Source organism: Bacillus sp. AFS041924 (assembly GCF_002577195.1).
Taxonomy (GTDB): domain Bacteria; phylum Bacillota; class Bacilli; order Bacillales; family Bacillaceae_G; genus Gottfriedia.
Genome location: NZ_NULG01000018.1, coordinates 23648 through 39713, shown reverse-complemented (window position 1 = coordinate 39713; position 16066 = coordinate 23648). Strand labels below are relative to the sequence as shown.

Below are 16066 nucleotides of genomic sequence, written 5' to 3'. Positions count from 1 at the left end.
ATTTCTATTTAAATAATCAAAACATTTCTTATTTTTACATAATAATAAGCATGGCATTAAACCTACTTTTATAGTTATTAATATCAAATATCGGAATAAAATATAAAACATATTGTGGGAGTATAATACACCTTTTAAGGAGATTATCTTTCATTTGATAAAACTACTCTTTTATTAAGGAAAAAACCCCACAGAGTATGGGGTTTTAATTTTTTACTTACAGTCAAATCTAATATCTTTTATAAGAAGGAATGTGTTTTTCTAATTAAATGGGAATATAGTACATCCACTCATTTAACTTGTACTCAATCTTGAAAAAAAGATGTAATATCTCTCATTCCCTTTCCTTTCGTAAATTCTCTTATAGTTATATTGAAATCTAGTATTCTACATTTTCATAAATAACTTTATCTAACAAATCCTTAAGTTCAGAATTAATTCTCTCAGGATAATTAAATCTATCCTTATCCCACCAACATACATTAATATTACGATCTTCAATAAGATAGTCTAATATCCACTTTTCTTTAGGGGGACTACTTAATACGATACATAACATGGCTTCTCTTAACTGATGTAAAAATCTATATTCATATAACTGAGATACAGCTTTACGAATTTGGCTCGATTCATTCTCAACAGTAATCGATTTCATTTCAAAAATATACCATAGGTCATCTTTATTTGTATAAAGATCAATAAATTTATTCTCTAACGGAAGTAAATTATTATTATTAAGTACTTGAGCCATTGTCTGTACTAATAATTGATGTATATTATTTGCTCGCTCTCGCTTTATGTTTGTTTCCAATTCAGACGAGATATAGTCTTCTCTGGATTTATTCAGCTCCAAATTTGTCTCCCTTAATATGTCTTTAGTAAAAGGAAAAACGATTGTATAATTATCCCAATCTATCTCTTTAAAATTCTCATTTGTAATAATAGTTCCACAATTTAATTCTAAATTATTTTCTAAAAGAATTTCTTGTAACCGTTGATGTTGTTCAATTGATATTTTATATCCTTTTCGTAGATGTGCCTTTATTCTTATGAGTTTCTTGTCTTGATGATTATTTTGTTTTAACCCTTTTTTAATTATAAGAGGAATAGGTTGGCGAATAATTTCCCAATTTGTTCCTTCATTAATTAAGAAATCTATAAGTGAATCGACTTTCTTTAAAAAATCAGTCTTAGCCAGTAAACTAAACCACTCTTGATTAGTATCTTCAATATCTTCTAAACTTGTCTTTCTTTTTAAATTACTCCTTATACTTGAGATAATCCAACCTAATTCTTTCAGCTCATGTTCATTTTCAAAATTAAAGCCTTTATAGACAATATACCAATCCCATTGGTCTCTTCGTATACAACGATTAAATAATCCTTTTACCTCAGATATCTTCTCAGGTTCTAAGTCTTTGATTTTCAAGATACCTTGAGAATACTTTTGTAAGTATTTTTTCATTGCTAATAAACTTTCTATATATCTTTCTATAACTTTTGGTTTTGGAGGAAATTTTCCAAATTTAGTTATACCGATACCGATCTCATTGTTTTCAATTTTGACTATCCATCCATCAATTTCATCACCTACGTTAAGGAATTTCATTTGTTCCTTAACTCCACTATTCCAAAATAAGAAAGCTTTATTACTTGGATCGTTGATATCGATCTGTATTTTCATTTTCCCATCATTTATTACTTTTTCTATTATTGTGCCAGTAATAGCTTGACCTAATGAATACATGTTTCTGCTCCTCATAAACAAATTATAAGTTAATATTATAATTAATTTCTCTATTCGATAACTATCTCTTTTTAATTACAAATCAAAGAAATAATAAACTAGATCGATACTATTATTAGATTTAAAGAATCTTGATCTGAGTTATCTCGATTGCATTGACATAAAAATACATATTTTTTCTGAAGAAGTATTAGTTACTATGTTTAACAACATAAAGACTTAAACCTTATTATTACAAGCAACAGTTTGGAAGGTATAGAATACTTGTTTAAGGTATTAAAAATAAAATATGTTGAAAAGAATTTTTTAGACTCTATTAAAAATCATACACATGACTCATCCCTAACAAATAATATTGGTGAACTTAACAAAAACCGGGGAAAAGAACTGGAAAGATTATGAAGATATCTTTATTAAGATACTAAACTCTTAGTAAATTTATAAGGTTCATAATTTGTGAGTTCTCATAAAAAAACCTTTTATGCTGATAAAACGCCTAAAAGTATGACTTTCAATCAAAAACTAACACAGATTGCATAGGCACAACAGCCACTATATATTTGGATATTCCAATATCTGATAATGGTGGAAAGTATCCCCACTATACCATTATACAATTTATAGAGGGTTACCAAATTTCATATAAGAACATAGCAAAATTTGTACATAAGATTTTTATTTCAATATAATTACATTGACCACAGTAGTCAAATAATTTCAAATATTACGGTCGTAGAAGAGCTATTGGTGTATTAGAACATCTAACAGAAACTAAACAGAATAAAATGATGCCAACCATCCCCACACAATAATAAAAGATTCACTGTAACTAGAGAGGGAAACCGTTTTACCCTAATTCTCCTTTTGTAAATTATCACTATAGTAATATATAAAATGAAATACTATTAGTTAAAAAGCATACTAAATTACGTTTCTTAAATATATCAAATCTTAAATTTATTAAACAAGTGCCTTTGTGGAGCATCATTCCCATAACATTCCTTTTCAAATTTAAGTCTTGCGACAATTGCATCGTTCTTAGAAGGGAAAGTCCCAAGATGTTTTGTCTTCTTGTCAATTGTAATATAGGCTTCCCACTTTTCTGTTTTTCTTTTATAACTTATCCCTGTTACCTTATTATTTTCTTTCTCTTCTAACCAACTGATAAATTCTTGTGTATAGTGATTTCTAAACACTTGCCCTCTGCTTATTCTTTGAACTTGCCCAATTTCTAAATTATATTTATTAGCTATTTTTTCAAATTCCAAACTATTCATAATATCCTTTATTATTCTAGGTATTAGATCAACAAATTGTTCTCTATCTGTCTTTTTATTTTCTAACCATTTTGTATATTCATTAGGGAAGTAATCTCTATATGCAACTCCCTGACTTATATTTTTAACTGTTGAATAACTGACCCCAAATTTTTGGGCTATTTTATTATGTTTATTTCCATTCATGATTTCACTAATAATAAATGGTAAAGTTTCAAAAAGGAAAATTTCTTCATCCCTTTTTTTGTTTTTTAACCAATTTTTATATTCGTCTGACCAATGTTCTTTATAATAACCTTCATATAGAATACCTTGAATAGACTTAATACTCACTTTATATTTTTTAGCAAGTTCTTTTTGTTGATATGACTCAGATATTATATCATTCATAATTGATGGAAGAACTTCACTCAAAAATACCTTACTTTCGTTTTCTTTCTGTCTTAACCACATGGAAAATTCTTTGGTAAAATATCTCTTATAAGAAACACCCCTACTAATGTTCGTAATATTACTTTTATTTGTTTGATATTTCTCAGCTAAATCTGAGTGAGTCTTGCCACGAATAAGGCCTTTTAAAATTCCCGGCAAAATATTTTCGATGAAAAATATTTCTTTATCCCTCTTTTCCTTTAACCATTGTTTATAATTGTTTGTATAATAGCATTGATATGTTTTACCTTGACTAATAGTTTCAATAATATGTTCTGCTATATCATATGAAAGAGCTACTTCCTTAATTGTTTTTCCATACATAAGTTCCTTTGTTATTTTAATTACTTTTTTTTCATTTAATTGAGATTGAGGATTATCCTCACCAATTGAAAATCCTTCTCCACCCACAGTCATATTATAGCCATTGCACTCTTCAAAACCTACGAAAGAATTATAATGCCTAATCCAATAAACCTCTTTTTGCAATAAATCGTCTTTGCTTTGTGCAAAATCTATTATTTCCCAATCAAAATTATCTTTATTTAATTTTTGTAAGTTCTTATATATAACTATATGAAAAATATTTCTTGAACCATTCAATGCTTTTGAATTATGCTCAATTATTCTTTCTTCCAAGCTTCTAGTAGTAATTCCTATATATATTTTACCGTTACATTCATTTGTTGCTTTATAAATTAATCCATAGCAACTATTCATCTTTCCATGCACCCACCTTTATAATTTTCGGAAAACCAACGCTCTCCTAATCTAGTGAGACTCTAAACTCATATTATTTGTTCTTCTTCTTTCTTATTTCACTATATAATGTAGCCTTTGAAACACTTGTCATTTCCTCGTTTTCTTTAACTGTATACTGTTCTGTTTCATATAGCTTTATTGCCTTCTCTACCTGCTTAATATCCTTCATGGGTCTTCCACCATTTCTCCCTCTTACTCTTGCACTCTCTAATCCTGCTTTAGTACGTTCTGAAATTAAATCCCGTTCCATTTCAGCTAAAATAGCTATCATTTTAAACATTGCGTTCCCTACTGCTGTAGTTGTGTCTATGCTATCTCTTAGACTTACTAGTTCAATTCCTCGTTTTTCAAGTTCTTCTGACAACTCAATCAATCTTTTTGTAGAACGCCCAAGTCGATTAAGTTTATAAACAACTAAGACATCCCATTCTCTTGCATACTCAATTAATTTATTAAGTTGAGGCCTATCATCTTTAATTCCACTCATTTTTTCTTGATATATCTTTTCACATCCAATTTTCTATAAAGCGTATAATTGTATATATAATGATTGCTCGCGAGTACTTACCCTAGCATATCCTATCTTCATATGTATCACCTTCAAGTATCAATTTGGTGTCTTTATTGTATCAAAAACGTTAATTACAGCAAATAATGACACAATGATTTTGATACGATTTTTGATACTTGTTTTAGGCTATATCTATATGTTTTCTTTATTTGTATCATAAACATTCGTTTTAGAAACACCTATATGATATATTAAGGCTATAAAATTTAAATATTTTGAAATTCGATAAAGGAGTTGGACTCTTATTACTAATCTACCAGGAATATATCAACCATTAACAAAACTTAATGGTTACCAAAAATATGAACTTAAAACATTTAATAAACAAGATTTATATTATTTCCACTATAAAATCGATAGTGTAGAATTTAAAATTTGTTGTAATAGAGGTCAAACAAAGGTAGAAATATTTCATAATACTAAGCTTGGAAATATAAAAGATATATATATAGAACATATAAAAATCGCTAAAGAGGTATTAGATAAGAGGGATAGGTTAAAGTCTTAAAAAGTGAGAATTGTTCTTTGACATTTATATTGGGTAATCTTGCCAATTCGTTTATTACCAATCTATTTAACATATCGATCAATAAATTTATCATAATTGGTTTTTTAACTCATTCTTCATTCATACGTAAAACCTTGTCTTTAAACAACTTTTTTGTAATTATTCACACGTATTTAATATTTAAGTAGTTTAGAAGGATAGTACACTACTCTTCACCAACATTCATCTCTTCTTAATAAAAATTAAATTTATACATATTATTAGATATAAAATTACCCTAATTTTACGAGAGAGGTTTCTGCTACTATTTATAGAATTATTTATTGATAATGCTTTAGAGGAGGTAGTACAAATGAAATTCGAAGAAGTATTTCCAGCATTTAGAGAAGGCAAAATAATAAAAATTTGGTCACATGAAAAAGAGGATTATAATAAATATCAATTAAATTCAAAAACAAAAGAAGTGAAGTTTTTTCATAACAAAACAGATAGGGCATTACAGAATGCAATGTTTCCTATGTCAATGTTATTAAGAGAAGATTGGGAAATTGAAGAAAGTTGATCAAAAAATGAAACGGAATGACACGATTGTTTTTCAGTTAGAAAATAACGAAAGACTTTTTAAAAAGATAAAAACCCCAATAAAAATGGGATTTTTATCTTTTTTGTGTTGAAATGCTTGATTAGCATTATATATATGCCCTTGTGTTTTATATAAGGTTAATCAAAAATTCCAAGACCTCATATTCTCGTTTGTTGTCACTTTACGGTTATTAAGTGCGTTTTATTTAAATTTATAACCATAATACTCTTGAAGTTTATTAATTCGTTCAGCATACAATTTTTCAAAGTATAATGCGTAATATCCTTCATCAAAAGTGAAATTATCTCTTTCGTTATAAACCGTTTTAGATATGGTTTCTGTTCCGTAGACTTCTTGTAGACTTTTATCTAATGTATACGTTATTGTTTTCTTGCCCAAGAATTTATTTTCTTCTTCTTGAGCTTCCCTCAAGACATAATCATGTCTTTCCCTATGATAATTACTTTCATTGTCATTCAGAAATAACTCTTCATTTTGTCTAAATCTCTCAATTACATCCTTGTTGTATTTTTCAAGATATTTAATAACCTTTTTCTTTCTTGCCTTCAAGATGATTGCATAAACCCTATAATAATAATCCAATCCTAAAACTTCACTTTTTTCATCTGTGACTTGTGCAAGTCCAGTATTCCATTCTTGATAATACACTTTTGTTTTTGGTGCATTTTTATAAAGACTTATGTACCAATCATTTACATCATGCTTTTCCATCAAGTTTCTTTTTAGTGTTAGTATTTGTTTGACAGTATTCTCATTTAGGGTAATAGTTTCACCTGTTTCTATTACATGACCTTTGTATACAGGATAATATTCAATAATATCTGCCCTTTGCATTCGGTTAAGTGTTCCTGCTAGCTGGTTATTGATTTCCTTCACCATATAAGTAAAATCATCTAATATTCTATCTTCACCTTCAAAAATAATATTGTTTGCTTTCAAATCTTGTAAATGTTGTGACCTCATTAACTCATTATATCTTGATTGCAATAACTCGTACATATTAGGGGTTATTAAACCAAAATTAACTGCCCACTTAGAAAGAGGTTGTGCAGTTTCCTCCATTATACCTTGTTCTAACACAGAAACAACCATAATATCCATGTTCTTTGTGTATGGAATACTCCAAGCACCATTATTAATTCTACCGTCCTCTTTAGCTGTAACACCATCCTTCTTTCCACTTAGTTTATAAACATACCCCCGACCCTTTTCTGGTTTGACGACTTCAACGGAATAATAATATCTTCGCATTTCATTTATTAATGATTTTTCTAAATCCTTGTTAGTGAATTTCCTATACTTTTCAAAATGCTTCTTGCAATCCTCCGACCCATAGGTTTCTACTGCTTCTCTTTTGGTTAAAATAAGTGTGTTCATTTTTTCTACATTCCTTTTAAAGTATTTTTAAGGTAAAGGTAATTACTTGTAATAATAAAATAATTAATATTATAGGTGATTACCTTTACTTTAGGATGATTAATTATTTTGTACTTTTTACCACCATCCTTTGGAAAACTGTCGTTTTCCAAAGCCTAGCCGAAAAAGTACCAAAACGGCTCGATAAACTCTAAATCTTTCACCTCATTCCGATCACTTGTTTTAAAACAAAAAAACACAAAATAACCCCATGATAAAAAGAGGTAATTTTGTGTTTGGTTTGTTTCTTTTAATGTTATATTTGATTTATTAGTTTTATGTGTTAATTAGTCAAATTAACTTGACTACATATACTATTATAGCACAAAACTCAAATAAAGTCAAAAAATACACTATATAACTATTGACTTTAAGTAAGTTTTATATTATAAAATCATTTTAGTATTTAAAAACTTTAACAATTCAGCATGTGAAAGAATATTTAATATATACTCTAAACTAGTACTCTCAAATATAGTCTATTATAAATCTATAGAATTTAGAGGATTATATTTCTCGTTTTGTTCCTTTAACGCAGTACCCCAAATAGCTAGATATTTTTCAGTCATTTTTAAATTACTGTGACGTAACATTTTTTGTAATGTAAATACATCCCCACCGTTAATTAAAAACCTATGAGCAAACGTATGACGAAATGTATGAGCAGAAAGTCTAACATCTTTAAAATTCATTATCGCCTTCAAACGCTTAAACATATTTTTAACAGCATCTGTTGTCATAGGATTGTTATTCTTATTAATAAAGACATGTGTAGATGGTTCTTTAAAATATTGTTGGCAAAAAACTTTGTACTCTGCTAGTTCCTTAATCAACTTTTCTGCCAAAGGAATACTTGCTTGAGATCGATTCTTTCCAAAAACAATTATAGTACCTTTAACCAAGTCAACATCGCCCCATGTGAGATTGCACATTTCACCTAAACGTATTCCACTACCAAGTAATGTAAGTATTTTTGTGTGGTCACGATAAGCGTGAAAAGAATGTTCTCTTCCTTTCAGTCTTCTATAGTACCCTAACATCTGTTTAATGTGATCGTCACAAAATACATCAATCTTAGTATCTGTCTTTAAGTTTTCTATCTTTAACATTGGATTACGTTTTTCACTAATAACATCATTAATAACTTCATAATTAAAAAATGCTTTTAGATTCTTAATTTTAGTGTTAATTGTAACAGGATTGTTTCCTCTACTTTTTAAACAATAAAGAAGATATGATTTTACTGCATTGTTTGTTACATCTTCTACATTTAGAATTTCCTTCTCAGCACAAAAATTTTGAAATTCACTTAAAATAATGTGATAGGTTTTTATGGTTTGTTTTGATAAATTTTGAAACTCCCTGTCTTCCTTAAAATCCTGAATTGCAAACTTCAACAACATAAAAAGACCACTTCCTTCTCATTTTTTCTTAAGAAGGTTAGTGGTCTTAATTGTAAGAAAAGTGTCTAACAGCGACCACTTTCTTACTAAAATTGCTAAATCTTTGAAAAACCTAGAAAAACCAATAAGTATGATCCCAACTGGACTTGAACCAGCGACCCCTACCCTGTCAAGGTAGTGCTCTCCCAGCTGAGCTATGGAATCGTAATATACGGTGACATTTAAAATATCTCCGTTTATTCTTTATTCTATTGACTCTATTATACTGTTTTGTCTAGTACTCTTCAACCAATATTTAGCAATAAATTCCGAAAATTATTCTACTAATTTCAAGATCCTATTTTGTAATTTACTTCAGTTATTTGCCCTAGCTTCTATTTCGTTAATTGTATGCATTAGATCCTTCCATCTCAAATCTTTATCTCTTGGTATATTGCTTAATAATATACTGCCAACTAAGATGGTTAGGAACAATAGTAAAACCCCAACACCAAATACAAAAGTCTGAACCTTATAGTTTTTTACGATTTTCATCATTCTACTTTTCATAGGCAAGTCTCTCCTATAGTTAAATATTAATTTTCATTAATTAAATGCGTTAAAAGATAACACACTCATTACTATTAATATTTTCCTTTTTGCCTATTATGTAATCAAAAATTTTGTAATCGTTACCTATTGAGTGATTTAATGATATTGGAAATGCACGAGTACCATTTATTAGTCTACTTTTCTATTGATGAATATACTTCAAAATTAGTTTAAGCTCCTTAAATAAATGGGTTTATCAATGGCATTTTTATATCATTCTATCTATGTATCTAGAACTAACATCCACATTATCGCTTATTTTTGTTAGCTCTTTTTCTTAAATTCTGTATATTCCGAAGGTATACTTTTCTGTTGATTTGATGCTAACTTATTTTCTGTTGATTTTTTCTGTCTATTTCTATTTGGATTATTCTTCTTTTCTAATTCTTCTGTCTCTTGCTTTTTTTGTTCAGCAATAACATTTAGTAGCTCTTTTTGTTCAGAGTATGCAGATATGATTGATCCACCAGCTTGGATCCAACTTCCACTATATTTTAAAAGTAGAGCTAATTCTTCGTACTGCTTTACTAATGGGTTGGTTTCAGCTTCTTCTTCAACTTTTTGTAATACATTAAATATGGATCCATCTGATAATTCACTAGGAACGTATTGTTCACTTTGTATTAATTCATCTTGTTGTGTTGAATATGTTTCATCTAGTATTTCAATCGGCTCGTAATCTGGCAATCTACCAAAAAGAGTCTCTATTTCATTCATTAATTCTTCATTAGAATATTCATTTGTTAGTTCCGATATTTTTTCATTTTGATCTTCATTTGAAGGTTTAACCTCATTATCTTTTGGCAATCTTCCAGGATATTCTTGTACTTCATCAAAAATAATTCCATCTGTTAGTTCAATAGCCTCAGTCTGTGACGGAATGCCCTGGTATTCTTGAAGTACGTCAAATATGATTCCATCTGATAAATCGCTAGGTTCTTCTACTTGCCCAGTTTCCTTAAAATAGTCTTTTAAGTCCTCTATTTCTAACTCTACAAATCCACCCAAGACTTGTAATGTATTTCCAATCGATTGTAAAAAGTTCCCCATAAACCCAGGTACATCAAATTCTTCTTCACTAACTTCTTCCAATGCTGCAATTAATCCGCCAAAAGCTTGTTGTGCATTCCCTGTTATATTCAATTTGATCGCTCTATCTGCATCTTTTTCTTCTTCTGCTTTTTCTTCCTCTTCTTTTGCAGCTAATAAACTAAATAATACAGTGACGTTACCTGAAGCTTGGATAATTTCACCTGAATCTTCTAATATACTTGGTTCACCTAAGAAAGCCTCTATTATATTTCCGATCGCTTGAAAGGAGTTTCCACCAAAATCCAGATGAAAACTGATATCTTCCCATCTTTTTCGGTTTTCCCCTTTTAATCCTCTCATGGGCGTACTGCTAATTGCTGAACTAATTGTACCAATCGCATTTACCCATGCTCCGATAACCTCCATAACTTGGCTCATTAAAGAACACCAATCCTTGATTAGTCATTTAGGATTAGTATATTCAGCATCGGCGTTTAAACGTTCCAAATAAGTGAATGTAATTAAGCCCTAATTAAATTTACCCAACTTTCTTTTTAAACAATTCAATTTTTGATTTTTCTCCTACAATAAAAATTAAATCTCCGCTTTGAAAAACAACATCACCTATATGTGATACTAGTGGCTCACCATCGCGGATGATTAATACCACAGTTATGCCATATTTCATTGAAAAACTCATTTCTCTCAACGTTTTACCAACTAATTTTTCGGGAATGACCGTTTCAACGCCTGCAACGTTTTTAGTAATTTCAATGTATTCGACTATTCCGCTCATCGCTTCCATTCTTGCTGCTTTATGTCCAGCTTCCTCTTCAGGATAAATGACTAAATCTGCCCCAATACTTTCTAAAATACCGCCAACTTCACGGTTATTCGCTTTACAAATAATTCTTTTTACTTTTCTATCTTTCAATCTTCTCGTAATTAATATAGAGGCTAATGAATCACTTCCAATCGCTACAAAAACTGCGTCAAATTGACTTACATTTAAGTCCTCTAAAATTGACTCTTCACGTAAATCGCCAATTACTGCATATTCTGTGTACTCTTCTAATTGTTCTAATGTCTTTTTATCTTTATCGCATACAACAACCTCATGACCTAATCGATCAAACTCTTTAACAATTCCTCGGCCAAATCGACCTGCTCCAATTACTAAGTATTGCTTTGGCATATAAAAGCTCCTCCTTACCCAACTGCTAAGTCTTTTTCAACATATTTTAATTTATGATTATCTACTCGAAGTACAAAATAAATCAGCGTAAAAATCCCAATTCTTCCGATAAACATAAGTAAAATCAAAATTATTTTTGATACACTATGGATATTAGTCGTAATACCTAGAGATAATCCAGTATTTGTAATTGCCGAAATCACTTCAAGTAAAATCAAATCTAATTGAAACGGTTCAAAAATCGAAATAAAGATTGTAGCAACTGTGATTAACATGATAAAACTCATTGCGATTACAAATGCACGATCAACTACCTCTTTCTTTACACTCGTTCTAAATATAATCGTATCCTCACGTGATTTAATGACTGAGAACATTTTTGCTGCTAAAACCGAAACTGTTGTTAAACGTATACCTCCTGCTGCACTTGAGGATGCTCCACCAATATACATAAGCACCAAAAGAATTAATATCGCAGGTAATGTTAGTTCTGCAATATCAAGTGGAGCATATCCACCATTTCGACTTGTAACTGATAAAAAAAATGAATTTGTTAGTTGATCTAAGAAATTTAAATGCAAAAAGGCATGCCCTCTTTCTAAAAGCCAAAAAATAATCGTTCCTAAAATCATAAAGGAAAAATGCAGACGCATATTGATCCTTGTAAATAAAGATTTTTTCTTATTGTATTTATAGATATATTCCATAATAGTCGGATATCCTAACCCACCTATAAAAATTAATGCTGCAGTTACAATTAGGACCAAATTATTTTTTTGAAACGAGATTAAACTGTTTCCAAATAAATCAAAGCCTGTATTTGTAAAGCTTGCAATTGAATGGAAGGCCGTAACTAATAAAGTTTCTGATGCGGTGTCATATTTACCCCTAAATTGACTATAGAAAAATAATCCACCTATGAATTGAAAAATTAATGTTGTAAATAAAACTGACAAACTTAATCGTTTAATTGACTTTATACTACTTTGATTTTGATCCTTCGATACGACTAATAAATTTGAAATGGTAATCCGAATACCAAGGATCATAAAACCATAGCTAATAAATACGACAATTCCGATTGCCCCAATTTCCATTTGAATCATTAATAATATTTTTCCCCATACATTAAATGTCTCAACTAGGTTTACTGTTGTTAATCCGGTCACACTAATCGCACTAGTAGAAACAAATAAACAGTCGATATAGCTTATATTTGAAATTCGCGTAAATGGTAGATAGTATAAAAATGAAAATAAAAATGCAATGAATATATAGGAAATAAATATGTAATGGAGAGGATTTCTTGCTTTCTTCTTTTTTTTCATAGGTGGCTCTTTTTCTCCTTTTATTTGCTGGATAAAAATTTATGGAATTTTTTTCTAAATACTATTATCTATTCTACCTATTTTTAGTTAAAAAACAAAAAAACTTTCAAACCTAAAATTGATTTGAAAGTTTTTTTAAATGATTATTCCTCTTTCCTACAATCACATCCACTTCATGCCGATGAGGAATTATCTGTTTTTACTTGTATGGAAGAAACTTCTTTTTGTTGTTGATATAAATATAAGAATACACTTACAATTACGATTGTGCCTCCGATTATCTGAAATGATGATAACATTTCGTGAAGAAGGAAAACTGCTAAAATAGATGAACCAACTGGTTCTCCAAGTATACTCATTGATATAGTCGTAGCATTTACGTAATTTAATAAATAGTTATTTATAATATGTGCCAATGATGGAATAATGGCAGATGCAATAAAGATAATCCAATCTTTTGAATGGTAATCAAAGAAATTATCCATTGTTACAATATTATAGACTGTTAAGAATGCCGCTGAAAACGCGAAAACCCAAAAACTATACACCCAATGAGATGTATTTTTTACAGTCGTTTGTCCAACCATTAAATAGAGCACTGCAGCAATTACACTTAGAAATGATAGAATATCACCTTTAAAAGCTGACATACTTAAACCAATATCACCGAAGCCTATTAAACATACACCAACAATTGCGATAATCATACATATTTTAGATTGCATAGAAGTACGCTCTTTAAAGACAAAGAAACCAAGTATCATTGCTACTAGTGGCTGAAGAGCTAATATAATGGTTGAGCTCGCCACTGAAGTAAAAACTAATGAACTGTACCATAAAATAAAATGGATCGCTAGCATTAATCCACCTAAAGCAAATGACCTATAATGAGATTTTTTTAAAGCTTTTAATTCATTCTTTCGCTTCAATACAAACGGAAGCATCCATATACATGTAAACCAGAGGCGATACATGCTTAAAACAGAAGGAGAGGCATTCGTCCATTTAGCTAATATAGCTGAAGTTGAAATGGCAATAATAGACAAAACTAATAATGATATCATTGCATTAGGTTGTTTTTTACTCATGTTTCACCTCATTTTGACTTATTTTGTAAGCGTTTAATACATTTTACTTTTCTAAATTTTTTATATAAAGTAACATCTAATTATATCATCCTAGGGAAAAGAAGAGGAGACATTTATGATACAAACAAATGGTACTAGAGAAGAACACACACTATATAGTGAACACATCAAAAAAGAAATTACATTTACAATATACTATTCAAGCATGTACACTCCGTTAATAAAACATCACTTATTAATTGCCCAAGATGGACAAGATTATTTTAATTTAGGTAAAGTTCATCGAGTTGTTGAAAAATTAACAACAGAAGGTTCAATTCAACCTACAATTATAGTAGGTATACCCTATTCGTCGCCAGAGGAGCGTTTTAAGCTATACCATCCTTCTCAACCCGGCCAAAAAAATTATATTCGTTTTTTAGCTGAAGAATTACTTCCGTATTTAGATGATCATTTACCTTTACTTGGATTAGCTCATAGCAGAACATTAATCGGCGATTCATTAGGCGGTACTGTTTCATTACAAGCTGCATTTACATATCCGAATACATTTGGACAAGTCATTATGCAATCTCCATTTGTTAACGAAGATGTAATGGAATTTTTAAAGCAAGCAAAATTGAATTCGATTCTTTCTATTGTACAAACTGTCGGAAAACAAGAAGAAAATGTCCTCACTCCAAGTAAGCAATGGGTTAATTTTGTCAAAGGTAGTTTAGAGTTAAAAGATTATTTAGCAAACTTCCCTGTGGAATTACATTACGCTGAATATGAAGGAGACCATACTTGGACAAATTGGGAAAAGCAATTAGAATACGTTTTAAAAATTAGTTTAGCAAAATAATTCGCAAAACTTATCGATTTTCAAAAAATTTGGTATAATTAAAATTAGTTCTTTTTATTTCGTTAATTTTTTCAAATTAAAATACAAAGTATCGAAAACAGGAGGTAATTTTTATGAAATGTGGCGTTGTTATTTTCCCATCTAATTTCGTTCAAGAAAAGGCAAATGAGTATAGAAAACGTTTTGATCCAGCTTATACTTTAATCTCTCCTCATGTTACATTAAGAAGTGGATTTGAATTAAGCGAAGATCAACTTCCAAAAGTTATTTCACAATTAAATGAAATTGCGAGTCAAATTGAACCATTTGAATTGGAAATTAATAAAGTAAGTTCTTTTGCACCAGTTAATAATGTCATCTATTTAAAAGTTACACCTGTTGAAGCATTAAAAGAGCTTCATGAAAAAATGCACACTGGTTCTTTCCCTGAAACAAAAGATTATGCATTCGTACCGCATATTACAATTGGTCAGCAGTTACAAGATGCTGAATTTGCTGATATTCTTGGACAGTTACGCATGATTCAATTTAGTTACAATGAAGTTGTAGATAGCTTTAAACTAGTCTACCAATTAGAAAACGGTGCTTGGGAAGTTTATGAAACATTTAAATTAGGTGCAAAATAATGACCATTCGCACTATAGTCGCAGCAACAGATGCAGATATACAAGATGCCCTAAGAGTTCGAGTAGAAGTTTTCGTAGAGGAACAACAAATATCAAGAGAATTAGAGTTTGATGGCCTAGACGATGAATGTATACATTTTGTTTCATACGATGAAGAACAACCGATTGCTGCTGGTCGACTAAGATTAATCGAATCGACTGGAAAAGTTCAACGAATCTGTGTTCTAAGTAACTATCGAGGAAAAAAAATAGGAAATGAAATCATGTACTTAATTCATAAAACTGCAAAAGAAAAAGGATTAAATCAATTAGTCCTACATGCACAGGAATCTGCCATTCTTTTTTATGAAAAATTAGGTTATGAAATCTCATCCGAAATATTTTTTGAAGCTGGAATTCCTCATGCAGAAATGAAATTAAATTTAAATTAAACACAATTAAAACTATGATTCTAATCGAATCATAGTTTTTTCATGAGGAGAAAAATAACAGAAACTTATACGTTTGGAACAGTTTCCCCCATACAAAAAACTCACCGAAAATCCACATTCTTCCTTCTTAGAAGCATTCCTAGTTAGATGAATAAAAAGATTCTTTTTCCAATTAACTATATTCACTTTTCGTACACAAATCTTTTTGGTA

14 protein-coding genes and 1 tRNA gene are annotated in these 16066 nt (G+C 29.8%); 4 read left to right on the top strand and 11 right to left on the bottom strand.

What is annotated here, in order from left to right; translation table 11 throughout:
- Positions 1 to 379 precede the first annotated feature (379 nt).
- From COC46_RS06545 to COC46_RS06535, 3 genes are all read right to left on the bottom strand, one after another.
- On the bottom strand, positions 380 to 1747 hold the full coding sequence (locus COC46_RS06545; protein WP_098808942.1) for a hypothetical protein: 1368 nt from the start codon (positions 1745 to 1747) through the stop codon (positions 380 to 382).
- 944 nt (positions 1748 to 2691) lie between these two features.
- Positions 2692 to 4176, bottom strand: a complete 1485-nt coding sequence (locus COC46_RS06540) for a GIY-YIG nuclease family protein (RefSeq protein ID WP_098808941.1) — start codon at positions 4174 to 4176, stop codon at positions 2692 to 2694.
- A 73-nt stretch (positions 4177 to 4249) separates the two neighbouring features.
- Positions 4250 to 4720, bottom strand: coding sequence for a recombinase family protein (locus tag COC46_RS06535; protein WP_369700022.1), 471 nt, complete (start codon positions 4718 to 4720; stop codon positions 4250 to 4252).
- Between the two features lie 929 nt (positions 4721 to 5649).
- On the opposite strand from COC46_RS06535, the gene COC46_RS06530 reads away from it, so the two are divergent.
- Positions 5650 to 5859: a hypothetical protein gene (locus COC46_RS06530; protein WP_098808940.1), complete on the top strand. Its 210-nt coding sequence runs from the start codon at positions 5650 to 5652 to the stop codon at positions 5857 to 5859.
- A gap of 222 nt (positions 5860 to 6081) precedes the next feature.
- Here COC46_RS06530 and COC46_RS06525 read toward each other — a convergent pair whose 3' ends face one another.
- From COC46_RS06525 to COC46_RS06490, 8 genes are all read right to left on the bottom strand, one after another.
- Positions 6082 to 7278 (bottom strand): hypothetical protein, encoded by a 1197-nt coding sequence (locus COC46_RS06525; RefSeq protein WP_098808939.1) that lies wholly within the window; start codon positions 7276 to 7278, stop codon positions 6082 to 6084.
- 521 nt (positions 7279 to 7799) lie between these two features.
- On the bottom strand, positions 7800 to 8720 hold the full coding sequence (locus COC46_RS06520; protein ID WP_098808938.1) for a tyrosine-type recombinase/integrase: 921 nt from the start codon (positions 8718 to 8720) through the stop codon (positions 7800 to 7802).
- 131 nt (positions 8721 to 8851) lie between these two features.
- Positions 8852 to 8924, bottom strand: a tRNA-Val gene (locus COC46_RS06515).
- A 150-nt stretch (positions 8925 to 9074) separates the two neighbouring features.
- Positions 9075 to 9269: a hypothetical protein gene (locus COC46_RS06510; protein ID WP_098808937.1), complete on the bottom strand. Its 195-nt coding sequence runs from the start codon at positions 9267 to 9269 to the stop codon at positions 9075 to 9077.
- A gap of 306 nt (positions 9270 to 9575) precedes the next feature.
- Complete coding sequence (locus COC46_RS06505; protein WP_098808936.1) at positions 9576 to 10781, bottom strand: DUF6944 family repetitive protein; 1206 nt, start codon at positions 10779 to 10781, stop codon at positions 9576 to 9578.
- Positions 10782 to 10881: 100 nt separating this feature from the next.
- A complete protein-coding gene (locus tag COC46_RS06500; RefSeq protein ID WP_098808935.1) occupies positions 10882 to 11538 on the bottom strand; it encodes a potassium channel family protein in 657 nt (218 codons plus the stop codon).
- 14 nt (positions 11539 to 11552) lie between these two features.
- A complete protein-coding gene (locus COC46_RS06495; RefSeq protein ID WP_098808934.1) occupies positions 11553 to 12866 on the bottom strand; it encodes a TrkH family potassium uptake protein in 1314 nt (437 codons plus the stop codon).
- 173 nt (positions 12867 to 13039) lie between these two features.
- Positions 13040 to 13954, bottom strand: coding sequence for a DMT family transporter (locus tag COC46_RS06490; protein ID WP_098808933.1), 915 nt, complete (start codon positions 13952 to 13954; stop codon positions 13040 to 13042).
- Positions 13955 to 14069: 115 nt separating this feature from the next.
- On the opposite strand from COC46_RS06490, the gene COC46_RS06485 reads away from it, so the two are divergent.
- From COC46_RS06485 to COC46_RS06475, 3 genes are all read left to right on the top strand, one after another.
- Positions 14070 to 14798, top strand: coding sequence for an alpha/beta hydrolase (locus COC46_RS06485; RefSeq protein WP_098808932.1), 729 nt, complete (start codon positions 14070 to 14072; stop codon positions 14796 to 14798).
- Between the two features lie 113 nt (positions 14799 to 14911).
- A complete protein-coding gene (locus COC46_RS06480) occupies positions 14912 to 15424 on the top strand; it encodes a YjcG family protein (RefSeq protein ID WP_098808931.1) in 513 nt (170 codons plus the stop codon).
- Positions 15424 to 15855, top strand: coding sequence for a GNAT family N-acetyltransferase (locus COC46_RS06475; protein WP_098808930.1), 432 nt, complete (start codon positions 15424 to 15426; stop codon positions 15853 to 15855). The genes COC46_RS06480 and COC46_RS06475 overlap by 1 nt, the downstream gene beginning before the upstream one ends.
- Positions 15856 to 16066 lie beyond the last annotated feature (211 nt).